Annotated in this window: 19 protein-coding genes and 1 pseudogene; 6 read left to right on the top strand and 14 right to left on the bottom strand. The window is 57.1% G+C overall.

Annotated features, from left to right (window positions below):
* Positions 1-187: 187 nt before the first annotated feature.
* From hemQ to GSQ86_RS07220, 4 genes are all read right to left on the bottom strand, one after another.
* Complete coding sequence (hemQ, locus tag GSQ86_RS07205) at positions 188-1,021, bottom strand: hydrogen peroxide-dependent heme synthase (RefSeq protein ID WP_158749290.1); 834 nt, start codon at positions 1,019-1,021, stop codon at positions 188-190.
* A gap of 49 nt (positions 1,022-1,070) precedes the next feature.
* The gene (locus GSQ86_RS07210; protein ID WP_158749291.1) at positions 1,071-1,823 is read right to left on the bottom strand and encodes a hypothetical protein; all 753 of its coding nucleotides are present in this window, start codon (positions 1,821-1,823) and stop codon (positions 1,071-1,073) included.
* A gap of 87 nt (positions 1,824-1,910) precedes the next feature.
* Positions 1,911-4,307 (bottom strand): hypothetical protein, encoded by a 2,397-nt coding sequence (locus tag GSQ86_RS07215; RefSeq protein WP_158749292.1) that lies wholly within the window; start codon positions 4,305-4,307, stop codon positions 1,911-1,913.
* Positions 4,304-4,450, bottom strand: coding sequence for a phospholipase effector Tle1 domain-containing protein (locus GSQ86_RS07220; protein ID WP_158749293.1), 147 nt, complete (start codon positions 4,448-4,450; stop codon positions 4,304-4,306). Before GSQ86_RS07220 ends, GSQ86_RS07215 begins: the two co-directional genes overlap by 4 nt.
* 299 nt (positions 4,451-4,749) lie before the next feature.
* On the opposite strand from GSQ86_RS07220, the gene GSQ86_RS07225 reads away from it, so the two are divergent.
* A complete protein-coding gene (locus tag GSQ86_RS07225) occupies positions 4,750-6,666 on the top strand; it encodes a CocE/NonD family hydrolase (protein ID WP_158749294.1) in 1,917 nt (638 codons plus the stop codon).
* A 198-nt stretch (positions 6,667-6,864) separates the two neighbouring features.
* Here the strand turns inward: GSQ86_RS07225 and GSQ86_RS07230 are convergent, their stop codons facing one another.
* The 3 genes from GSQ86_RS07230 to GSQ86_RS07240 all read right to left on the bottom strand — a co-directional run bounded on the left by GSQ86_RS07230 (position 6,865) and on the right by GSQ86_RS07240 (position 10,659).
* Positions 6,865-8,613: a BREX system ATP-binding domain-containing protein gene (locus GSQ86_RS07230; RefSeq protein WP_216841045.1), complete on the bottom strand. Its 1,749-nt coding sequence runs from the start codon at positions 8,611-8,613 to the stop codon at positions 6,865-6,867.
* A gap of 174 nt (positions 8,614-8,787) precedes the next feature.
* Positions 8,788-9,771: an aldo/keto reductase gene (locus GSQ86_RS07235; protein WP_158749296.1), complete on the bottom strand. Its 984-nt coding sequence runs from the start codon at positions 9,769-9,771 to the stop codon at positions 8,788-8,790.
* 168 nt (positions 9,772-9,939) lie between these two features.
* Positions 9,940-10,659 carry a hypothetical protein gene (locus GSQ86_RS07240; RefSeq protein WP_158749297.1) on the bottom strand — a complete coding sequence of 240 codons (720 nt, stop codon included), beginning with the start codon at positions 10,657-10,659 and terminating at the stop codon, positions 9,940-9,942.
* Positions 10,660-10,799: 140 nt separating this feature from the next.
* Between GSQ86_RS07240 and GSQ86_RS07245 the strand changes: the two genes are divergently transcribed.
* The 3 genes from GSQ86_RS07245 (at position 10,800) to GSQ86_RS07255 (ending at position 12,400) form a co-directional block, all read left to right on the top strand.
* Complete coding sequence (locus GSQ86_RS07245) at positions 10,800-11,237, top strand: hypothetical protein (protein WP_158749298.1); 438 nt, start codon at positions 10,800-10,802, stop codon at positions 11,235-11,237.
* 85 nt (positions 11,238-11,322) lie between these two features.
* Positions 11,323-11,529, top strand: coding sequence for a twin-arginine translocase TatA/TatE family subunit (gene tatA / locus GSQ86_RS07250; protein WP_254062210.1), 207 nt, complete (start codon positions 11,323-11,325; stop codon positions 11,527-11,529).
* A 55-nt stretch (positions 11,530-11,584) separates the two neighbouring features.
* A complete protein-coding gene (locus GSQ86_RS07255) occupies positions 11,585-12,400 on the top strand; it encodes a polyphosphate kinase 2 family protein (RefSeq protein ID WP_158749299.1) in 816 nt (271 codons plus the stop codon).
* A gap of 72 nt (positions 12,401-12,472) precedes the next feature.
* Here the strand turns inward: GSQ86_RS07255 and GSQ86_RS07260 are convergent, their stop codons facing one another.
* The 6 genes and pseudogenes from GSQ86_RS07260 to GSQ86_RS07280 form a co-directional block, all read right to left on the bottom strand.
* Entirely contained in the window at positions 12,473-13,777 is a 1,305-nt protein-coding gene (locus GSQ86_RS07260) for a dihydroorotase (protein ID WP_158749300.1), read from the bottom strand.
* Positions 13,774-14,811 carry an aspartate carbamoyltransferase catalytic subunit gene (locus GSQ86_RS07265; RefSeq protein WP_158749301.1) on the bottom strand — a complete coding sequence of 346 codons (1,038 nt, stop codon included), beginning with the start codon at positions 14,809-14,811 and terminating at the stop codon, positions 13,774-13,776. The genes GSQ86_RS07260 and GSQ86_RS07265 overlap by 4 nt, the downstream gene beginning before the upstream one ends.
* A 224-nt stretch (positions 14,812-15,035) precedes the next feature.
* Entirely contained in the window at positions 15,036-15,611 is a 576-nt protein-coding gene (gene pyrR / locus GSQ86_RS07270; RefSeq protein WP_158749302.1) for a bifunctional pyr operon transcriptional regulator/uracil phosphoribosyltransferase PyrR, read from the bottom strand.
* Between the two features lie 55 nt (positions 15,612-15,666).
* Positions 15,667-16,257, bottom strand: a complete 591-nt coding sequence (locus GSQ86_RS07275) for a hypothetical protein (RefSeq protein WP_254062211.1) — start codon at positions 16,255-16,257, stop codon at positions 15,667-15,669.
* 6 nt (positions 16,258-16,263) lie between these two features.
* Positions 16,264-16,335, bottom strand: a pseudogene (locus GSQ86_RS23825) (zinc-ribbon domain-containing protein); the annotation flags it as partial.
* Between the two features lie 39 nt (positions 16,336-16,374).
* Positions 16,375-16,959: a hypothetical protein gene (locus tag GSQ86_RS07280; protein ID WP_158749304.1), complete on the bottom strand. Its 585-nt coding sequence runs from the start codon at positions 16,957-16,959 to the stop codon at positions 16,375-16,377.
* Positions 16,960-17,372: 413 nt separating this feature from the next.
* Here GSQ86_RS07280 and GSQ86_RS07285 point away from each other — a divergent pair, with 413 nt between their 5' ends.
* A complete protein-coding gene (locus tag GSQ86_RS07285; RefSeq protein ID WP_158749305.1) occupies positions 17,373-18,512 on the top strand; it encodes an NADH:flavin oxidoreductase/NADH oxidase in 1,140 nt (379 codons plus the stop codon).
* 27 nt (positions 18,513-18,539) lie between these two features.
* Positions 18,540-19,010 carry a peptide-methionine (S)-S-oxide reductase MsrA gene (gene msrA / locus GSQ86_RS07290; RefSeq protein ID WP_158749306.1) on the top strand — a complete coding sequence of 157 codons (471 nt, stop codon included), beginning with the start codon at positions 18,540-18,542 and terminating at the stop codon, positions 19,008-19,010.
* A gap of 252 nt (positions 19,011-19,262) precedes the next feature.
* On the opposite strand, the gene GSQ86_RS07295 is transcribed toward msrA, so the two are convergent.
* Positions 19,263-22,787, bottom strand: a complete 3,525-nt coding sequence (locus GSQ86_RS07295) for a carboxypeptidase-like regulatory domain-containing protein (RefSeq protein ID WP_158749307.1) — start codon at positions 22,785-22,787, stop codon at positions 19,263-19,265.
* Between the last annotated feature and the right edge of the window lie 275 nt (positions 22,788-23,062).

Raw genomic sequence — 23,062 nt, forward strand, 5'->3', positions numbered from 1 at the left:
ACCTCCAAAGAGACGGAAGCGAGAGTGTATCAGGGACGAAGCGGTTTCGGCATATGCGATATTGTGTCCAGTCATTTTCGCCATTCTTCTTGGGCAACCGGGGAAGATCAGGCCTACACGCTGGAAAGCAGCGGATCGCCTATCGCCGAGGAACTAAGTAAAGCGGAGTCATCCGGCGAGAAGGCGCTCAGCGCGAAGCTGACTTGCTTTGAAACCAGTTCTCCATTTCATCCAATTGCACCCGCAGTCCGATAAAAAACTGACCAAATGATGCGTAGAGAGCGCTGGTCTCGTCAAAGCGCATCTCGTAGATGAGCTGCTTGAAAACGACCGGATCATCAGCGAAGAGGTCGACGCCCCACTCCCAGTCATCGAGTCCGATGGAACCGCTGATTACCTGGCGAACTCTATCTCCATAGCGCCGGCCAATCATGCCGTGGTCGTGCATGAGGCGCTGGCGTTCCTGCATGGGCAGCGTATACCAGTTGGCACCCGGCTCGCGCTTTCTGTCCATAGGGTAGAAGCAGAGATATTTTGCCGGCGGAATCGATGGATAGAGACGCTGCGACATGGCATCCTTCTGTCGCTTCAATACTTCCTGGATCGCTTCGTTCCATGCGGGCGTGTGCGGCTCAATCCCCTGTTCGGCCAATGATGCATAGGTTTTCATCGAGGACTCATAGAGGCCGAGCTCGACCACCGACAGGTATGAATATTTTGCTTCGAGAAAGTCATGTAGCTTTGTTTGCGCCAGCTTCAGCTCGATCTCATTCAGCGACTCCATGGAATCGCGGAAATGGACCGTCATCAGATCGCCCTTGTGGCCGATGACGGAAAAGAGAGCGGAGCGAGGGGAGGCAGACTCGCCTTCGAGCTCGCGAAAAAGCGAGACAGCTTCTGCAAGAATTTGTGCGCGCTCGGCAAACGGCGTGCTGCGCCATGTCTTCCAATCGAATGAAAATACCTGATGTAGAACAGCGGAACCTTCAACAGTAAGCGGGACAGCGGGAAATTCAGCCAATATGCACCTTCCTCTTTCCAGAATACTGCTTTCGTCGTCTTCTCCGCGCTCAACAACGTCCGCCACTTGCGCAGTAGTGGTTGGCTTCGTCAAGGTATTGCGTCCAATCAGAAGCAATGCCGCGCTGCGCGGCTTCGAGCGGCATCCGTCCGGACCGCGCTTCGTCGGCGAGATAGTTTTCTACGCGATCTTTGACCTTGAAGTAGCGATTGCCCAAAGTGGTTGTGTCCGGGCCGCACTCCGGCCAAATGTTTCCCAGGCCGTCGGTTCCCCCAATCTCGAGCGGCACCAGATGGTCCAGTTCACAGACCTGATTCTCTCCAGAATTTTCGCGGGGCTTGTGGATGCCGTACCACTGATAGGTGACATGCTTAGCAGCTTCGCTCTCCATGCAGTTGCGGATGCATCCCGTCCTCCATCGCGGATCGCGCAGGACATCGGCGGTGATGGTGAGATCGACGCCGCCGGGCGTACATATCGGATCGGGAACTGGGTACCCATTTCGGATGCGGGTGCGGCAGGAGGCCGGGGCAGGTGTTTGCCAGTTTTCGAAATAGGTTGAGCCACAGCTTACGCCAAGCGCCTGACAGGAGGCTTTGTTCCACTCGCGTCTTTCGCCGCCGTGGTTCTGTTCGTTTTCAGGGTTGAAAGTGCGTGGCTCTCTGACGGCCGGTGTTCTTCCGGCGCGTCGAACCGGTTCGCGCCGGGGAGCATGATTCATTTGGATGAGGACATAAGCGGCAGCAATCAATAAAACAATAATGAAAAGGTAAGGGCTTGCAGAAGCGCGACGACGACTCATTCTTCTTCACGCTAAATCATTTCGTCTTTACGCGTCATCGATGACGGAAACTGTTTCGCCCGAGCGCACGCATGCAGTCCTGCATCCTCAAAATGTTTTCATGTATTCGATCAGCGCTTTCTTATCCGCCTCAGGCAGGGAAGCTCCATACGTGTGTCCCCGGTCCTCCACGAAATCGGGAGCATTGTCGGCCAGAAGCAAAATCTCGTTGAGACTTCCGCCGCCGCCGATGCGACATGAAAACCGGTTCCAGGAATCGTTCTTGCGCAAATTTACCGGCGGCACGACGCTGATGTTCGCCATCAGATCGACCGGCGTATTAGCGCCGATGCAGACGCTTCCTCCTTCTTCATAGGTGAAGGTGCTGGCCTGGGTAGTCTTGCGTATCGACTTCGCGCCGGCGCGATGATCGGGCCATAGCAGCTTGTCCATCGCATCCTGATAGGCGCCGAGCCTGCCTGCGAGCGATGGATCGGCATTAAAAAGCCCGATGGAATTGTTGTGCAGCAGCGGGGCTGTTGCCCACACGTTTGCCAGCGTCGGCGTGCGGTAATAGCCGCGGCCATCCGTTGCCTCGAACGGCAGGATAGGCAGACTCGGATGCATGGGATTGACCAGGCCATCGACGTGGACCGAAGACTGCTTTTTATAGGTGGCAGAAGAAAATTCCTGCCAGGTATGCCCTTCCATAGCGTTGCTGCCCATGGCGCGCTTACTGTTGGTCTTCAGCTCGGAGACGGGATAGCGTGCATCGTCCGACAAAAAATTGTTCGTCAGGAAATCATCCTGCATCACCGCAGTTCGGAACCAATCGGCGTGATCACCGCTGTAATTCGCTGGCGGCTGCTTGCTTGAATGGCAGCGGGCGCAGTTCTCAGCGAAAACGATCTTGCCGCGATTCATCACCTGAGCGTCTTTCGGCATGTATGCTGCTCCGCCGTCGGCGTCAGCAAGATGCAGAGGCGTCAGCGTCCGCAGAAAAGATTCAAGGCCATCCATCCTGGCTTGTGTGGCAAGCCACGCGGTATTGCAGGCGCCGTTCTGCTGCCGCGCCTTCTTAGGAACAAACGGATCCTGCGATTTCAGCATGCCGAAGATTGGGTCCTGCAGCGTCGTCCAGACGTCCGCGCACATGCCGATGTTCACGTAGACGCGCAGCGCCGCGCATGCAGTATCGTTCACTCCCGGCCTTGGTGTCGGATCATCAAGGCACGCGGAGCCAACGGAGTCCGCTCCATCTTTCAGGATGTGATAGACGTCGCGCTCGACTCCGTCGGCGGTGACTTCATGGTGTTTCGGGCGATCATTCACATTCGCAATATTGTTAATCACGTTTGGATTGTTCAGGTGATCGGTTGCGACCGCCGAGGTATCCGATGTTCCCGGCGGCTCTGCGTTCGCCACCTGCCAACGGAAATCGCTGGGCTTGAGTCCACGGCTCGGCGGATATTTTGCCGTGGTGAAAAGCTGCTCGCGAAAGTATTGATTGCCGATGCCGGGATGGAGATTGTGCCACTCGGGATTTTCCGGATCGGCAGGAGGATGGAGCGGATTGAAGCCCACGTGGCAGAAGGAGCACGCCATCCCAATCAGGTAAGGCGGCTCAACGCTGGCGGGATCCGCCATATACTTCTTCGCATCCCATTTCGTTTCGTCGAACTTCGGATTGAGAAATTTGCGCAGGCCCATGACGCCTGTCGGCTCGCCGGGAACGTCTGCGATGCGCGGCACATCGGGACTGGAGCAGTCATCGAGCCACAAGCCATATTTGTCGGGCTGGGTTGCCTTCTTGCAATCGGGATCGCTGACGACCCCGAAGCGCTTGAAGCGTTCACCGCGATATCTTGAATCGACAGCCTGCAGCAGATCGAGCGCCCCATGCGTTTTGATTGCGAGCAGACGCCAGAGTTCCTGGTCGCCGACTATGGTTTTTCCGTCGTGATCGAGATCGCCGCCGGTCCAGAAATACCAGGTGTCGCGGCCGTGTTCCTGCAGTTCGCTGAGCCCGGTGTAGCCGCTCTGATAACAGCTGCTTTTACCGCTGGGGCATGTGTAGACGGTCTGCGCAGTGGCCTTCGACACCACGAAAAGCGACATCGCGGAAATAAGAATCAAGACGAAGTTTCGAGGAGTCATGCAGCGCTCCGTTTCCGTTGAAATCTTCAACACCCTGGAGACTGCCAGAGAGCGGCGGCTTCTTCCAGAAGAGCCACAATTTCCTGGATCTGATATGTGGACGCCGGGATTCCGGCCTGCAGGGTCGGGTTTGCGGGGGTTGTATCCATCATGACTCTCGCAGCGGATGAGAACGCTGTTCGAGAGAACCGACTTCCCATCGATGCTTCTGTTCCGGGGAAATCCCCAGAGCGGACTCCACGAATCATGCGGCTGACCGAGCGCATATTTGCTCTCGACCGGAAAAGAGTAACGCGCGAGCGCTTCCGGAGCGAAGGCGACGCTAAGGCCCTGCGCCTTCTTCATCATCCAGCTCCGACCGCGCCGACACCGTTGTCGTAAAAAGGAATCTGCTCTGCCGAAACCTGCAGCATACTGAAAATTTTGCTGACGTTCGTATTATTGGATTTGCCGTCCCAAGTGTCATCGGCGCAAAAAATAATTCGTTCCATCGCTCTGATCCTCATAGGCAATGCAGACACACAGCGTCGGGATGAGATCATGTGGGGGTCTGCAGACTGTGGCAGAAATGCCTGTGAAATTGTGCGGAGGAGAACTGGAGCGTTACAGGAGCTTCTGCGGATTTTGGTGGATAGCCTAGCGAATTCGAAAGTTAAGCGATGGCCGATTTCGCTGTCAAGCAAAAATCGTTGCCCGCATTGATATACTGCAGCACAACAGAATCTTATTATTTCGAAGCGCTCCGCCACTGCGCGAAGTTCTGCGCCTGTGCCGCTCATAAGGAAAATGGATGACTCAAACCTGCCGCTCGATTGCTGCCACTCTCTTCCTGGCCCTCTCTTCTCTGCTGTGTCATGCGCAGACCGATACGCTGACTCCGGATATCCCACCAAAATTTACTGCGCCAAAGACCGGCTACGACTACGTCAAGCGCGTGGAGATGATTCCCATGCGCGACGGCGTGAAGCTCTACACGGTCATCGTGATTCCGAACGGAGCAACGCATGCTCCGATTCTGCTGACTCGCACGCCATATAACGCAGCGGGCCGCGCGGCGCGCAGCGAATCGCCGCATATGCTGGACGAGCTGCCGGAAGGCGACGATGTCTTCGTCAAGAGCGGCTACATTCGCGTCTTTCAGGATGTGCGCGGCAAGTATGGCTCCGAGGGCGATTACCTGATGACCCCGCCGCCGACCGGCCCGCTGAATCCGAAGGGACCCAACGACACGACGGACGCGTATGACACGATCGACTGGCTGGTAAAGAACGTGCACGAGTCGAACGACAAAGTCGGCATGCTCGGCTCGTCGTATGAAGGCTTCACGGTGGTGATGGCGCTGCTCGATCCGCATCCTGCGCTGAAGGTTGCAGCGCCAGAGAGCCCCATGGTCGATGGCTGGATGGGCGACGACTGGTTTCACTACGGCGCATTCCGCCAGCCGAACCTCGATTACTTCTCCGGACAGACGGCTGCACGGGGCCGCGGCGGAAACATTCCGCGCATGAATTACGACGACTACACCAACTTCCTCGAAAAGGGTTCAGCCGGGGACTTCGCACGCTACGGCGGCCTCGATCAGCTTCCCTTCTGGAAAAAGGTGGAAGAGCATCCCGCCTATGACGCCTTCTGGCAGGGGCAGGCACTCGACAAGGCAATTGCTGCGGTGCCGTTGAAGGTCCCGACCATGTGGCTGCAGGGACTGTGGGACCAGGAAGATATGTGGGGTGCGATCCACAGCTACGAGGCAGTTGAGCCGAAGGACACAAGCAACACCATGAACTACCTGGTGATGGGTCCTTGGCGTCACAGCCAGGTGAATTACACAGGCTTCTCGCTTGGGCCGCTGCTCTGGGACGGCAATACCACGGTGCAGTTCCGCCGCGATGTATTACTGCCGTTCTTCAATCAATATCTGCTTGACGGCGCGCCTAAAGCGGACACGCCGCCCGTATTCATCTACAACACGGGCGAGAACCATTGGGATCGCTTCCAGTCATGGCCGCTGAGCTGCGAGGCGAATTGCAAGGACAAATCACAGCCGCTGTATCTCACTGCCGATGGCGGTCTCTCTTTTGAAAAGCCAAATGCATCGACTGCGAAATACGACCAATACATTTCCGATCCGTCACAGCCGGTTCCCTATCGCCCGCGGCCTGTCTTTGCAGGCGATGGAGAAGGCTGGCGAACGTGGTTGGTGAAGGACCAGCGCTTTGTCGATGGGCGTACCGATGTCCTCACATACATGACCGAACCGCTTACGAAACCGCTGCGCTTGAGCGGCGCGCCTCAGGTCAATCTCTACGCTTCGACCAGCGGCACGGACAGCGACTGGGTGGTAAAGCTTATCGATGTCTATCCTGGAACGGTGTCTTCGCAGCCGGAGATGGGCGGCTATGAGCTTCCAATTTCGCTCGATATCTTCCGCGGACGCTATCGCTCAAGCTTTGCTCAACCGGAGGCGATCACCCCCGATAAGCCGCTGCTTTACCATTTCGGCCTGCCGACGGTGAACCATGTCTTTGAGCCGGGACACCGCATCATGGTGCAGGTGCAGTCGAGCCTCTTCCCGCTCTATGACCGCAACCCGCAGAAATTTGTGCCGAACATCTTCGATGCCAAGCCGGGAGATTATCAAAAGGCGACGCAGCGCGTGTGGCACACGGAGGGCGAGCCGAGTTCGATCAGTCTGCCGGTTGTTCCGTAAAGATTCGTGCCAACACGAAAAAAGCCGTCATTCTGACCCTGAGGAACAAAGGGGAAGAATCTCAAACCAACTCGGCTTGAGATTCTTCCTCCCTCCGGGTGTCAGAATGACGGCGGTTTATAGCTATAGGAAAAATGCTCTGAAGATTCTTCGCCTTCGGCTCAGAATGATGGCGTTTGTTTTTTTGGCGAAGTTTAGCTAAGCCGTTTGCACCGGGTCCAGCTCCGGGTACTTCCTCAGCCGCCTCATCAGGCTTCCTTCGACGGATTTGCGTTCCTCGGCTCTCATATTTTCGCTCAGGTTGAGAGCGTGCTGCAGCAGCTCACGGGCAGCGTGATCGGCTTCCCGGCTGGCGGCTGTGTCGGCAGCCAGCTGCAGAGCTTCGATCGCCTCTTTCCAGGCTCCGGCGGCCTCATAGTGATGAGCGAGCTCAGAGGCCACGTTGGCTTCGTTGTCGGCGAAGAGAGACTTCAGGCGCTCGGCCACGCGGCGGTGACGATCGGCGCGCCGTGCCGCAGACTGACGGACATAAAGCGCTTCGCGGAAGAGTCCGTGGGAAAACACGTAAAAAGTAGAGCGGGAGCCATCAGGAAGCTCGTCCTGCCCGGCGGCATTCAGCAGACGCGTGCGACGCGTTAAGAGAGCATACGCATCTTCGACGTCGGCAACGTCCTCTTTGAGGACAGCGGCCGCAGCCCAGGCTGGGAAGATGGTGCCGACGATGCTGCCGGCTTCGAGCATGCGCCGTTCCGCATCGTTCAGCTTTCCCAGCTGCATCTCGATAATGCCCAGCAGCCCATCGGGAATTCCCAGCTCGATTTCCGCTAACGGCGTGCTGAGTTGCCAGTGGCCGTTCTTGAGGACCAACAGGTTCTGACCCTGCAGGTGCTCGAGCGTCGCGGCCATGAAGAGGGGATTTCCCTCAGAGTGCTGATGAACGAAGCTCGCCAGTCCTGCCGGTAAGACATCGGTTTCCAGTTGCTGCAGCAGGTATTCGGAGACGGCCTGGCGAGGAAGCGGTCCGAGCGGAATTTCACAACATAGCCGGCGGGTGGAGAGGTCTTCCTTCAACCCCTTCAGGGGATGCTGCCCGTCCACTTCGGCGGGACGATAGCTGACCAGCATCATCAGCTTGAAGTTTCCGCGACGGCGTGCAAGCGCCGAAATCAGGTCGAGCGTCAGGGCGTCGGCCCAGTGCAGGTCTTCAAGGACCAGCAATAGCAGCTCACCTTGAGCCAGAGCCTCGACTGCCTCGCAGATTTCGCCCAGCGCCGGGATGCGCGCTTCGGTATCAGTTCGCTTGCCGAACCATGCCGGCAGCATCTTTGCCAGCACCTGGCCGGATTTTTCCTCGGCAATCAACTGCCCTAAAGCTTCGCGGACGGAATAGAAAGACTCCTTGCCGCCGAAACCCTCTACGCTTTGCCCGCGCGCCATGCGCACGCCGTCTTCGCCGCAGACGCGACGACAGAATGTGTCCACCAGAAAGGTCTTGCCGCAACCAGCATCGCCGGTCAGAAAAATGAGCTGGCGATTGCCTCTGGAGGCGCGACTCAGGTCGCCGTCCAGCTTTTCTATCTCCGCCTCACGGCCCACAATGCCGGGCAGGCTGACGCCGTCAGTCTCTTCCGCATCGGCGCGGACGGCAATCACTTTGGATAGAAAACGATAGCCGCGCTTGGGAACAGTCTGGATGAATTGCGGCTCGTCAGGGTCGTCGCCCAGCACTTTGCGCAACTCGAGCACATAGGTGCGTAATACCTGCGGCTGGACATAGGTCTCCGGCCACAGGGCATCCAGCAGCTCGTCATGGGTTACGAGGCGTTGCGGATTTTCCACGAGGTAGCGCAGGACAGCGAACGGTTTAGGCGCCAGAGGCACCTGCCTTCCGTCACACCACAGGCATTCGTTTGCTGCATCGAGCTGGAAGCAACCAAACCGCTTCATAGGAAAGTGTGGCCTTTATCAACCCTGTAGACTCGTTCCTAGGGTATCTGTTAGCAAACGGCGGGCCAGCTGAAATCAGAAAAAGTAGCTGATTCTATTCAATTTTGCACTTACGACCTACCCGCAAATGTCCGGATGCGAACAATTGTGTCCGAATCTGGACTCTTCATGCAATTAGAGACTGAGCATGCCCATCATTTCAGGAGCATAACGCTCCCCCTGCGCCACGCCTTTCGGGGCAATGGCGTCCAGGGCTGCCAGTTCTTCTTCTGTCAATTTAATTTCAGCGGCAGCCACGTTCTCTTCCAGATAGCTGCGCCGTTTGGTGCCGGGAATCGGAACGATATCATCTCCCTGTGCCAGCACCCAGGCTAGCGCCAATTGTGACGCTTTTACCCCTCTTTTTTCGGCAATTTCTTCAATTTTCGTTACCAGATCGAGGTTTTTCTGGAAGTTTTCGCCCTGAAAACGCGGCGAGGTGTGCCGCCAGTCGTCCGCTGCCAGGTCAGACGGCTTGCGAATCTGGCCGGTCAGAAATCCACGCCCCAGCGGGGAATATGCCACGAATCCGATACCAAGTTCACGCACCGTGGGCAAAATCTCGTCTTCGTGGTCGCGGCTCCAGAGCGAATACTCACTTTGCAGTGCCGAGATGGGATGCACGGCATGCGCCCGCCGGATGGTGATGGCTCCGGCTTCCGAAAGCCCGAGATAGCGCACCTTGCCTTCTTTCACCAGCTCTGCCATCGCGCCCACGGTTTCTTCAATCGGCGTATTTGGATCGACCCGATGCTGGTAATAAAGATCGATTGTCTCGATGCCCAGGCGCTCCAGGCTGGCATCACAGGCGGAGCGTACATACTCCGGCGTGCCGTTGACGCCGCGCGTACCGTCCGGCTTGCGGATGATGCCAAACTTCGTTGCGATGATGACCCTATCGCGATGCGGCCTGAGAACCCGGCCCACCAGCTCCTCATTTGTGTGCGGACCGTAGACATCCGACGTATCGAAGAAGTCGATGCCGAGATCGAGCGCACGGTTCAGGGTCGCAACCGACTCCGACTCATCGCGGGGGCCGTAGAAGTCCGACATCCCCATACATCCCAGCCCAATCGCCGACACCTTGAGGCCCTGCGTACCTAATGCTCGTTGCTGCATGCGCTTCTCCTTGGTGTATCAGATTCACAACATAACAAGAGGATGCTGAGGGATGAACCGCATTTCTGCAGCGGTGAATGCCGGTTTCTTTGGTACGAGCCGAGTCAGAGACAAAGAAATAGGCTGGACGGCAGAGCTGCCATCCAGCCTGACCTATTTACCAGTTGATTACTTTAAGCCCTTGCCCAAGCGATAGACAAGTCCCACCGAGATGGCGAACTGGTCTTTCAATCCGGCGCTGCCGAAGTCGGTAAAGGTTGCGTCGGGCGAAATTCTGAAAGCCAGCCGCGGCGAGCGATTCAGGTCAATAGAGCCACCAACTGCCATTCCGAATGCAAGCTGGTTGCTGAACAGACCGAGCGCTCCGGGAGGAACGTTGCCGATGTCATGCTCAAAGTTGCCATAAGCACCGCCGACCAGCGCGTGCAGGGTGATGGAGCCGTGCTCGTTGCTGGGGCCGCGGTATTCGGGGCCGACAAGGAACATGTACTCGCTGACAAAGGGGCCTTTGATGTTATAGGGATTGGGGACAACGCCGGAGGTGCCATAGTATCCGCGCACATTGGCTGCGGCTGCCCAGCGGGAGGTAAAGAAGCGCGCGCCCTGAATGTCGAATCCGCCGAGGTTTGCGCCCTGCAGAAGATTCGGACCGGCATTGAAGTGCGAATAGGCGAAACCGCCGTAAGTCTCCCAGCGGTAATCGTAGCGAACGCCGGCCAAAGCATAATTTGGAGCGACGGGCTGAGGAGCTGCCGGAGTGCTTTGAGACTGAACCTGGGTTTGCGCTTGGGGCTGGGCTGAAGGCTGCGATTGCGCCCGGCAGCTTCCACTAAAAACAGTAACGACGAGTGCAACAATAGCAAGAAAGAAAAAACGCGTGCTTCTCAACAGAAAAAAACCTCCACAAAATCCGGGTGGCGAAAAATTCCTTTGATTTCCCCGTAAATTTCAAAGATACATGGCAAAGCGCTATTCTGTCAGATTGCCGGGCTGCATTTTGCCCGGAACCCGGACTGATTCTTAGACTGATGACAACCAGAGAAAAGCTCACCAACGCCACTTACGATTCGCTCGAAGCCATGATGCAGGCTTACGCCGGGGAGGCGGTCCGCATGGCAGCTTCCGAGCATGGCATTAAGCTCGATTACTCCACCAGCTCGATTGCAGAGCTCGAAAACATCCTGAACAGCCTGACTCCGGTAGAGAATGCCGACCTGGAATGGGTGACGAAGCTCTGGGGCGGTTATTTTGGCGAAGTCTTTCGACGCCGCTATGACGCGGAGTGGACCATGAGCGTCTATCCGGGCGGCCAGCTTGCTGTGCCAACGCTGGAGATCGGCGGCTCGCGCATCTATCCGTTGCTCAAAGTGCAGAGGCGGTTGACGATGGGAGCCGGAGAAAATCTCGCTTCGTTTTTTGACATGGCCATCAAACGACTCGATGCGGTGCGCCCATTGACAAATTAACGGTATGCTGTGTGCATCGACTATGTGCGACAATAATTAAACCGGAGGAAGTTCCCGCGCCCGTGTGCCCGGGATATATCCAATTATGCTGGACAATCTGTTTACACCTACACATCTGATCATCATTCTCGTCATTGCGCTTTTGATCTTCGGGCCCCGTAAGCTGCCTGAGCTCGGCAAAGGCCTTGGTGAAGGCCTGCGCGGCTTCAAGGACGGCATCAAGGGCGGCAACGCAGAGGCCGTAAAAACTGAGCCTGTTGCCAAGACTGAAGTAACTCCGCAGACGAAGTAGTTTCAGGACCGCCGTCCGGATCATCGCTTCCTGACGGCGCGTTCCGGGAGAATGCATGGCCGGACGGCTCGCCTCAAGTCCATATCTGGTTAAACCTCATCAAAAAATAAAACTCTCCCACTTCCCCACCGCAGAAACCGGACGCTACCAGAACAAAGAAGAAGCCGCGGCCGATCTCGAACGGCACCGGCAGCAGCTCGACGAACTGCAGGAGCTCCTTACTGCGGATTGCCACCGCGCCGTCCTTATCGTGCTTCAAGGCATGGACACGGCGGGCAAGGACGGCGCGATTCGCCACATCTTTACCGGGGTAAATCCTCAGGCGTGCAACGTCACCGCTTTCAAGGTTCCTACTCCGCTTGAGATGAAGCACGATTTTCTCTGGCGCGCGCACCGGGCGGTGCCGCAGTTTGGAACCATCGGCATCTTCAATCGCTCGCATTATGAAGACGTGCTGGTGACGCGCGTACACAAGCTGATACCGGAGAAGCTGGTGAAGGAACGCTGCCAGCAGATCGTTGACTTTGAGCGGGCATTGTCGGAAAACAATGTCACGATCCTGAAATTTTTCTTGCACATCAGCCGCGACGAGCAGACGCGCCGTCTTGCCGAGCGCCTGGCAGATAAAGACAAGCAGTGGAAGTTGAGCGAAGCTGATTTTGCCGAGCGCGCCTTCTGGCCGAAATACACCAAAGCTTACGAGGACGCGATTGCGCACACCAGCCGCAAGCATGCTCCGTGGTTCATCATTCCGGCCGACCACAAGTGGTACCGCAATGTGGCGATTTCAGAGATTCTGGTTCAGACCATCGGCAAGCTGAAGATGAGTTATCCCAAGCCGACCTTCGATCCCAGCAAAATCAGGCTGTAAGCGCGACTCATTTCATCCAAAAAGCGCAGCCGAACAGACGACCCTTCGCCGCGCTCAGGATGACATTCCGTCCTATCCGCGATAAACGATCCGGCCTTCGCTGATGGTCGCTGCCACGCTTCCCAGCATGGTCCAGCCGTCGAAAGGCGTGTTTTTGGATTTCGATTTCGAAGCGGAAGCCTGGAAGGTCCAGCTCTTTGCCGGATCAAAGAGGACGACGTCAGCAGAGCAGCCTGCGGCGAGGCTGCCGCGTCCCTTCAGATTCAGCACGGATGCAGGCTGTGTGCTCAGGAGCGCGATGATGCGGCTCAGCGGCAGCTTGTGTTTGCCGTGTAGCACCGCCATAGTCAAGCCGAGCGCGGTTTCGAGACCGGTGATGCCGTTGGGTGAGCGCTCGAACTCCTGCTCTTTTTCATGCGCTGCGTGCGGAGCGTGATCGGTGGCAATCGAATCCACCGAGCCTTCGATAATGCCTTCGAGCATGGCCTGGCGGTCGGCCTCGGCCCGTAACGGTGGATTCATCTTCGCGTGCGTGTTGTATTCGGAAACCGCTTCCTCGTTCAACACAAAATGGTGCGGCGCGACTTCGCACGTGACATGCAGGCCATTGCGTCGCGCGCGCTTCACCGCTTCGAGCGCCTTTGCCGTGGAGAGATGCGCTACGTGCAGATGAGCGCGGCTGTTCTTCAACTCTGCAAGGAGACGGATATCGCGCTCCACGAGACTCGACTCAGCTTCGACAGGCATTCCGCGCAGGCCGAGGCGAAAAGCCAGCGCACCCGCATTCATCGAGCAACCGCCAGTCATGCGCGTGTCTTCCGCGTGTTGGATGACGGAGAGCCCGGCGCGCGCGGCTGCGGCCAGAGTCTGCCTCATGATGGACTCGCCGAGGATCGGTTTGCCGTCATCGGTGACTCCCACCGCGCCGGCAGCCTTCAACGCGCCGTATTCGGTGAGAGCTTCGCCCATGCTTCCGCGCGTGGCTGCGCCGATGGGGAAGACGCGAATGTGCGCACCGCGCTCCGGCGACTGCATCCAGCGCGTGATCTCCGGTGAGTCATTGACCGGAATAGTATTCGGCATGGCGCAGACGGAGGTAAAACCGCCGGCAGCGGCAGCGGCTGTGCCTGAAGCGATCGTCTCCTTGTAGCCCTGACCAGGCTCGCGCAAATGCACGTGGATATCGACGAGGCCTGGCGCGACGACGAGGCCCTTCGCGTCCAGCACTTCCGCATCTTCCTGCTTCGCGGCGCCGTTGAGCTTACCCGGCGCTTCGACTGCGGAGACGCGGCCGTCTTTGAGCAATATGTCGCGATTGGCATCGAGGCTGGAGGCGGGATCGACTACGCGGCCTCCGCGAATGAGAATCGACTTCATTTGCGCTTTCCTTTCGATGCGGTGGCTCCGAGTGCGCGTGCGAGCAGCGCCATGCGGATGGCAACGCCGTTCCGCACCTGCTCGGCGATGGCCGATTGCGGCCCGTCAGCGACTTCACTGGTGATTTCAAGTCCGCGAATGATTGGTCCCGGATGCAGGATCAGCGCATCAGGCGCGTGAGCGGCGATACGTTCGGCATTGGCCTGATAGCGCTGCTTGTATCCATCGAGATCGAGATTTAGCCCGGCAAGGCGCTCGGCCTGAATACGCAGCATCATGACGATCTGCGATTGCTCGAGAGCTTTGTCGAAGTCGCGTTCAATAGAGATGCCGGGACCGGCGGAGGCAGCGGTCTCAGGCAGCAAAGGGTGTGGACCCGAGAGCAGCACGCGCGCGCCAAGCCGCGGCAGCAGCAGCATATTCGAACGGGCCACGCGGCTGTGGAAGATATCGCCGCAGATGGTGACTGTAACGCCCTTAAGCGCTGTTTCAGAAACAGCAGCTTTGGCTCCGTGCAGATGCGTCAGCATGGTGCGCAGATCGAGCAATGCCTGCGAAGGATGCTCGTGCATGCCGTCGCCCGCATTGAGGATCGGCAGCCCTGTCTCCCGTGAGAGCAGATACGGCGCGCCTGACGATGGATGCCGCAGGATGATGCACTCCGCTCCAAGAGCGCGCAGCGTGATGCCCGTATCCTTGAGCGACTCGCCCTTTTCGATGCTCGATGAAAGCGCGCTGACAAGCACTGTATCCGCGCCGAGTTGCTTTGCCGCGAGCTCGAAAGAAGTACGCGTGCGGGTGCTCGATTCATAGAACAGCAGCGATACGCGGCGCTTGAAGAGTCGCTTCATTCGAGTGAGCGGGTCTTCGTCTTCGAGAACCGACGCGGTCTTCAGGATCGAGGCAACATCATCGACGGTGAGATCGCCCACGGAAAGCAGCGAACCCCGATGATGAGTAAAGGGATGATGTGTAAATGTCTGAGGCGTAGTTGTAGGAGCTGCTGGGCGCGACTTCACTTGCTGTTTGGGCATGCGGGTTTCGTTCGAAGGGAACGGCTGCTTTCCAGTTTATCTGATTTATCCGGGCATGCCGTCATTCTGAGCGCGTCATTTGCGTGGAGACTCCAGAAGATGTGCGATAGCCACATATGCCGCACGGTTTCAGAAACAGGTGCGATCAGAGAAATTTGTAAGAGTTCTCACGTCTGCCGGCATTTTCTGGATTCTTCGCTTTGGCTCAGAATGACGCCGCGTTTTTAATCGACGCGTTCGACGATCAATACCTGTTCGTCGTTGTCGATCTCGCGAAGTTTTACTTCGATGATCTCGCGGCTGCTGGTCTGCACCGTTCTGCCGACAAAGGTGGCTTCGATAGGCAGCTCGCGGTGTCCACGATCAATCAACGTGAGGAGCTGCACGCGGCGCGGACGGCCATGATCGAATAGCGCATCGAGCGCGGCGCGGATGGTGCGTCCGGTGTAGAGCACATCATCGACCAGGACGACATCACGCCCGTTGACGTCGAAGCCGAGATTGCCGTGGTTCACCACTGGGCGAATATCTTTGGTCGAGAGATCGTCGCGGTAAAAGCTGATGTCGAGGACGCCGACATCGACCGGATGCTTCTCGATTCCGGAAATCAGGCTCGCCAGTCTCTTCGCCAGCGGAACGCCACGGCGCTGCACACCGACGAGACCGAGGGTCTCAGCTCCATTGTTTTTCTCGATGATCTCGTGAGCCAGGCGCACCAGGGTGCGCTCGATCTCTGAGGCGGAGAGGATGCGTCCCTTTTCACGGAGCTTTGGAGCGGAACTTGCCTGTGTCTCTGTCATATAAGGCTCTTGCCGGATGATACGAGGTGGGCGCGCTGCGCCGCAAGCCAATCTCTCAGGGTTGAATGGAAAGCCGCTTGCGCGCACCCAGCACGCGTGCGCCGATCATGCCGCCTAACAGCGAGAAGGCGATCATCATGGCCGCGGCAAATGCTGACATAAACAGCACGACAGCTGCATGGCCATCGGGCGAAAGCCAGAAGTGGATGAACCAGGGAATCTGCTGCGCGGCTTCAGGATTCTGATGCACCATCTGGTCGGTCATCTGCTGGGTCAGCGCAATGAGCTTCTGGTCAATCGACGCGCCGTGGTGCAGACCGTAGCGCTCAAAGACCATGCTGAGGCCATCGACCATGGTGGTGAAGAATGCAGCCATCACACCGACGAGCATGCCGATACGCCATCCGCTTCGGGGATTCGCAATCAGCAGGCCTTTGCGTTGATAAAGTGCTACGGCGCAGAACCCACCGGCCAGAACCCAGATCACGCCGAAGTCGAGCAGCGAGCTGAGAATCCCCACCGGCAGAGCTACCATCAGCGCGGCCTGCACGGCCGGCCGCCACGCCACCAGCTGTCCGCTGCGCAGAGACGTACCGTTCCCAACAGGCTGACCGCTTTCCAGCTGCTCCGCAGATTCCAGACGCAACTGGGGCGATCCGCAGTGGGAACAGAAGAGCTCGGAGTCTTGCAACGTCGCCCCGCAGTGATGGCAGACCGGATCCATGTCTTTGACCCTATCGCACCGCCAGAGCGAACGCAAACGCTATTGGCTGTCCTGCGAACCCTCGTCAATATTCGGCAGCTCTAGCTCGACCAGAGCAAACTTCGTGCCGCTGCCGGTATTTTTAATACCCACAATGTGCTGATGGTGCTTGGAACCTGCACGAAGGCTCAGCTCATCCTTTTCGTTCAGGTTCACATGCTCCGACTTCGAGTTGCTGCAGGTGAGTCCTTCAGATGTCGTGGTGGGTGTGCCAACCACGTTGTCGCCCCGGCACTCGATCACGTCACCGTAGCGGCCCAGGTTCTTGTGGTAGAAGTCCAGCACCTTGTCCTGTGAATCGGAGGTCTGGTAGCTCACCACCTTCACGCGCAGCTGCCACTTGCCGAAGCCCATGTGAATGTCAGCAGGCTTATCGTCGTGATCGGAAAAAATCTGCGCCCCTGGATAGACAGGCAAGCCCACGTCGGCTGCCGTCATCTGATTCGTGCGAACATGAAGGCCGCCCATCGGTGTATCGATTTTTACGTTTTTATCGTCGCCATTTTTGGCCTTGTCGACCTGAATGCGACAGCCGGTCGCGATAAGCATCGCGAACAGCCCCAATGGTAAAAAGCAGCGCTTCATCAACTGATCTCCCTGCTGAACTATACGTTTCTGCTTGAAAGTCCGTTCCCCCGATCGATGATACCCAGATCTGCCCAAGAAGCTGTGCATTTTTTCTTGACATATCTTCACGGGAGATACAAGATGTAGATCGGCTGTTCGATTCGCTTCTATTCGTTGCGTACACCAGCGCATTCCCGAAGGACCTACTTAGGGAGGGGTTCTTTACGGAGGCAAGGATTGCGTCAGCAATGAGCAGCCATGACAAGCTGTGACTCCAGAGGCTTCTCCACGCGCGAAGCCTCTCTTTGTTTCTGGCCATTCCGCTTCACTTCTCCCGCAAATTCCGCCACTCTGCGTCGATATTTTGTCTGGCGCATCCTAAGTGCAGTGTCAAAATAAGTAACTGCCAAGCTCCGAAGGTGAGAACAGCCATGCCCGCCGATAGTGCTAATCTCTTTGCTCCGCTTGAAGTTGGTAACATCACTCTGCCTAACCGGATTGTCGTCTCGCCCATGTGCCAGTATTCATCGGAAGACGGTTTCGCCAATGACTGGCATCTGGTGCACCTGGGCAGCCGCGCAATCGGGGGAGCCGGGCTCGTGATTACGGAAGCGACTGCCGTAACGCCGGAAGGCCGCATCAGCCCGCATGATCTGGGTATCTGGAAAGACGAGCATATTGCCCCGCTGAAGAGAATGGTGGACTTTATGCACGGCCAGGGGGCATTTGCCGGTATCCAGCTGGCGCATGCCGGACGAAAAGCGAGTATGCGCGTTCCATGGATGGGCGAGGGCATTGCTACGGCGGAAGAGGGCGGATGGGATAACGTGCTGGCGCCGAGCGCCATCGCGTATGCGCCCCATTACAACCAGCCCCGGGCACTGGACCAGGCCGGGATCAGCAAAATTATTGCCGCCTTCGCGCAGGCAGCCAAGCGAGCCCTGCTTGCGGGGTTCGACGTGATTGAGCTGCACGCGGCCCATGGCTATCTTCTGCACGAATTTTTCAGTCCGTTAAGCAACCACCGCACTGACCAATATGGCGGCGCGTTTGAAAACCGTGTGCGCCTGCTGATCGAGGTTGTGGATGCGGTGCGCGAGACGTGGCCGGAGGAACGGCCGCTTTTTGTGCGCATCTCGGCAACGGACTGGGCAGAGGACGGCTGGAATCTGCAGAACTCAATGGCGCTGGCTGCACAGTTGCGACTCCGAAAAGTCGATCTTGTGGATGTATCATCCGGAGGCCTTGTGCCAGGCGTGAAAATTCCGGTGGGGCCTGGATATCAAACTCATTTTTCGGAACAGATTCGCCGCCATACCGGTGTACTGACCGGCACGGTCGGCATGATTACCGAACCGGCACAGGCGGACCACATTCTTCGCACCGGGCAGGCTGATCTGGTCCTGATCGCGCGCGAACTGCTTCGCGATCCCTATTGGGCGCTCCACGCGGCGGATGATCTGGGGCAGAAGTTCACATGGCCGGTGCAGTATCTGCGGGCTACGAGTGCTGAAGCCGGGTCGCGCGAGCCGATTACGGCCGACGATGCCGAAGCGCTGCGAATGGCATAAGGAATTGAAGATTACGAAGGAGAAGTTATGGAAAAAGCGACATTTGGTGCAGGTTGTTTCTGGGGTGTAGAGGTAGAGTTCGGGCGGATTCCGGGAGTGCTCGAAACCGCAGTTGGCTACGAAGGCGGCAAGCTCAACAATCCCACTTACAAAGACGTGTGCACGGATGGGACCGGTCACGCAGAGGTTGTTGAATTGACCTTCGACCCGGCAAAGGTCAGCTATGAAAAGCTGCTGGAGGCATTCTTTGCTCTCCACGACCCGACCACCCTCAACCGCCAGGGACCTGACTGGGGCACGCAGTATCGTTCGGTGGTCTTTTACCATTCACCAGAGCAGGAAGCCGACGCCAAGCGCGTCATCGAGAAGCTGACGGCGGAGAAGAAGTTTTCGCGGCCGATTGTGACGCAGATAGTTCCGGCAGAGACCTTCTGGAAGGCTGAGGAATATCACCAGAAGTATCTGGAGAAGCGCGGCGTGACCAGCTGCCATATCTAGAGCATTTTTCCTGTAGGCGATAGACCACTGTCATTCTGACGAAAAACGGGAGAAGAAAAGAATCTCAAACCAGGCTGGTTGGGGATTCTTCGCCACGGCTCAGAATGACGACTTTTGTTCTTGGTCGCTGTAGGAAATTTTCTATGAGCGCTTTGCAGCAGTGATGGATTGTGACTACATATAACAAAAAGCCGCAGATCAGACTGATCTGCGGCTTTTTGTATTTCTGCTGGTTAAACCGTTCAGCTCGAACTAGAAGCTGATACGGAAGTAGGCTTGTCCCTGACGTGGGGTGTTGTTCTGGCAGGGGCCAACGACATAACCGAAGTTGGCGTTGGGATTTCCCGCCGTACGAAGATCACTGACATTCGAGTCCGTGGGTCCGCAAACCTGCATACGGTTCAGGAGGTTGAAGTATTCCATCCGCAATTCAGCCTGCACCTTTTCGCCGAAATCGAACTTCTTGGCGAGCCCCACATTTTCGACAGACGAAAACGGATTCCGCAGATCGCTCTGATTGCGTGCCGCATCACCTACTGCTGTGCGGCCCGGATCAGTGAAAGCCGCGGTGTTATATACCGGCTGGTTTTTGTAATAGTTGTTGTAATTGAGATGAATGGCCGCCCCCGGTACATCGTTGGCGCGGTTGCCACCGGTCGCCAATGGAGAACCCGAAGCTCCGATACCGAACGGCGTGCCGCTCTGATACTGGAATGTGCCGCTGAGCTGCCAGCCGCCAATCACTTCCCGGCTGATGAATCGATTGCCGCCACTGAACAGTGGCTTGCCTGCTCCGAAGGGCAATTCATAGACGCCGCTCAGAACAATCAGGTGTGGCTGATCGCCGGATGAAACCGCCCATTCCGCCTTCTGGTTGAATTTGTTCAGCGTGTTCGGCGAGTTGATGCTGAACCCATTATCGGAGTTCGACATGGTCCGCGAGTACGTATACGAGAGCAGGAAGCTCAGGCCATCCGTGAAACGCTTCTGCAACTGCGCTTGCAGAGCGTTATAGATGGAAACGCCGTTGGTGTCGAAATTGTTCAGCGTGTTTCCATCCTCTGTTCCGAGGAACTGAGGATATTCAAGCAACGCCTGCTGAACAGTCTGGCCGGGGAAATCGTTCTGGAAGTTAGCATAGGGCTGGTAGACGCCGCCAATGTTGGGCACGCCTACGCTCTGTAGCGCTGTCTGACCTGCTGCTGAGTTCCAGGGCTGAAGCAGAGCCTGACCCAGTGACAGGTACTTGGGATCAAGTTGGTTGGTCGGGTTCAGCGCCGATACGAGATGGACGCCATGGTTGCCCACATAGCTGATCGACGTGAAAAGATTCCACGGCAGCTCATGCTGGATGCCAAGGTCCCACATCTGCGAGTAGGGCTGACGGATGCCGCTCTTCTGGAGAACGTGAAGCAAACCGGAACCATTTCCGATGGTCGCAGTCAGAGGGGTATTCTGCGGATTTCCCAAAGTGCGAGCATCCCAGCTTCCGTACGCAGCAACATTCGTTCCGCTGGAAGGCGTCTGGTTGGTGCCCGCCAGAATATTTCCGTAGTCGTTGGCCACCTTGTTGGTGCCGAATTCGTAGGCGCCGCCATCGAGGAAGATGACGGAGTAGCCGCCGGAGACGACCGTTTTAGGATCGAGCACGTAGGCGAAGCCGACGCGCGGTCCGACATTCTTCCACGGAATATCTGCGCGGCTGAAGCCGGCAGCTTCCGGTCCGTGACCAAGCGCGGTCGCCGCACCCAACAATGGACCATTCGGCCCGATCGCTCCGGGATTCGGCTTGTTTACGTCGAGGAAGGTTACGTTGCCCGGCTGGTCCGCAGTAAATGGCACCAGGATGTCCCAGCGAATGCCGGCGTTGAGCGTGAGCCGCGGGTTAACCTTGATGTCGTCCATAAAATAAGGCGAGATCGAGTAATTGCGCAGCCTGGTTTCCAGAGCCTGTTGCCGCTTGGTGCTATCCACCTGTCCGAGCAGGAAGCTGGCAAAGGCGTTACCGGTGGTGTTCTCGTTGAGCTGAGAACCCTGGTTTGTAATGCCGTTGCTGGTTGTGAGGCTGGAGAAACCGAATCCACCGGTGCAGTCGTCGCACTCGTGATCGTTCTGATAGGCGCGGCGCGTTTCAAAGCCGAAGTTAAAGGTGTTGCGTCCGTGTGTGTAGAGATAGTTATTTGCGAACGCGAGGCCCAGCTTGCGATTGATGCTGCTGATCTCGCCATTGCTGCCGGCGCCCCAGGTGGTCGGCGCATCCGGCGCAAGGCCGCCAAAGCTGATCGTCGGGAGTGTCGTTCCATCCTCGACGCCGCCGAAGTTGACGCCCTGATGAGCATTGAGCTCGTTGTTAATCTCGCCCATCCAGCCGAAACCGGCAGTGACGACCAGGTTGTTCGATATGGTACCCGTGTAGTTCAGGAAGAAGCCTGAGCCAATACGCGGCTCTGTCTTCAGACCCGACAACTCATTGCTGAAGTATGCATTGTTATCGATCGCCGGCGAGTTATGCATATCCCGCCACTGGCTGTAATGAAGCGAATGGCGCTCGTTGAGATTGTGATCGACCGTAAAGCCCCATGAGGTCTGCGTGGTCTGCACGATTCCGAGCTGCGAGTTGATGTTGTTGGTCAGGCCGGGCAGCGTCGGATCAGGAATCTGGGTGAGCAAGCTCGACGACAACGCGCTCATGCAGCTTTGCGGAATCACATTGCCAGGAAACTGCTGTCCCGGAGTAAGCCCGGCGCAGTGCAGACCGGCCGGCACATAGATGGGCGCATAGCCGGAAAAGTTACCCTGCTTCGCCTGTGCTGTCGGCACCGTCATGGTTGCGGAAGGCTGCTGGTTCCACTTGAACCACTCGGAACTGGCATGCCAGAAGGTGCGATTGCGACCGTCATACAATTTCGGGATCCAGACGGGACCGCCGATGGAAAAGCCGTAGTTATTCTGCTTGTCTACAGGAACGGTGGGATTGATTTGGACCAGTCCGCGCGCGTCGAAGAAGTCGTTGCGGTTGATCTCAAAGGCATCGCCGTGCAACGTGTTCGTACCGGAAACGAAGTTGTAGCTCACCGCGCCCTGACCCAGTCCATATTGGGTGGAAAATACCGAGCTGGCAACGTGAAACTCGTTCACCATTTCAAACGGTGGATTGATGTAGCTCTGGAAGCCTTCCGTCTCCGATTGCACGGCCGGAACGCCCTGAAAGAGAACTTCATTCTGGAAATCCTCTCCACCAGAGATGCGGTGGCTGAATTCGCTGCCGGTCACGCCAGGCGCGAGGAAGATGAAGTCGTCGATCTGACGTCCCTGCCCGTTTACCTGGTCAGGCAATTCCTGCACGACTTTGTTTTCGACGGTGACGCCAACCTGCGGGGTTTGCATCTCCAGAGAGATGGCAGAACTGGTGACCTGCACCTGCTGGCTCACCTCACCCACCTGGAGCACCAGGTTTACGCCAGCGGTCTGTCCTGTTGAAACGGTGACGCCATTTTCGATCGCAGTCTGAAAGCCCTCCTTCGTAATGGTGACTTTGTATGCGCCGGGTACGAGGCTGGGGATGTTGTAGGTACCCGCCGAACTGGTGACCGCTTCGGTCACTACGCCGGTAGCGGTATTGAGAACCTGAACGCGTGCCCCGTCAAGAATAGCGCCGGATGAGTCGGTAACCGTGCCGTTGATACCGCTCTGTGTCTGGGCAAAAGCCCCACTGATGCAAACCAACGAAAACAGCAGGATCGTTGGAACAAGAAGCCTCCGAAAGTATGAGAACAAGCTGAATGACCTTCCTAAGCATTAGTAATGCGAAAAGTACTGGCACCACGGCTTTCCAGGGCTCATTTCAAGGGGAGCGGATAAGCGTGGTATGGTTTCCATTCCATTATGGTATCGATTCCACTGGAAACTTAGATTGTTGCTTGATTAGATAATAGCTGTCAAGAACGGGAGGCGACGTTGGCGGAAAAACTGCGTTCCGCAATCAGCCGGATTGATTCGAGAAAGGGATTTTTGGAAGGAGATATCGAATGAGGAATCTGTATGTCCGCTAT

Origin of the sequence: Acidobacterium sp. S8 (assembly GCF_009765985.1) — a bacterium.
In the GTDB taxonomy this organism is placed as follows: domain Bacteria; phylum Acidobacteriota; class Terriglobia; order Terriglobales; family Acidobacteriaceae; genus Alloacidobacterium.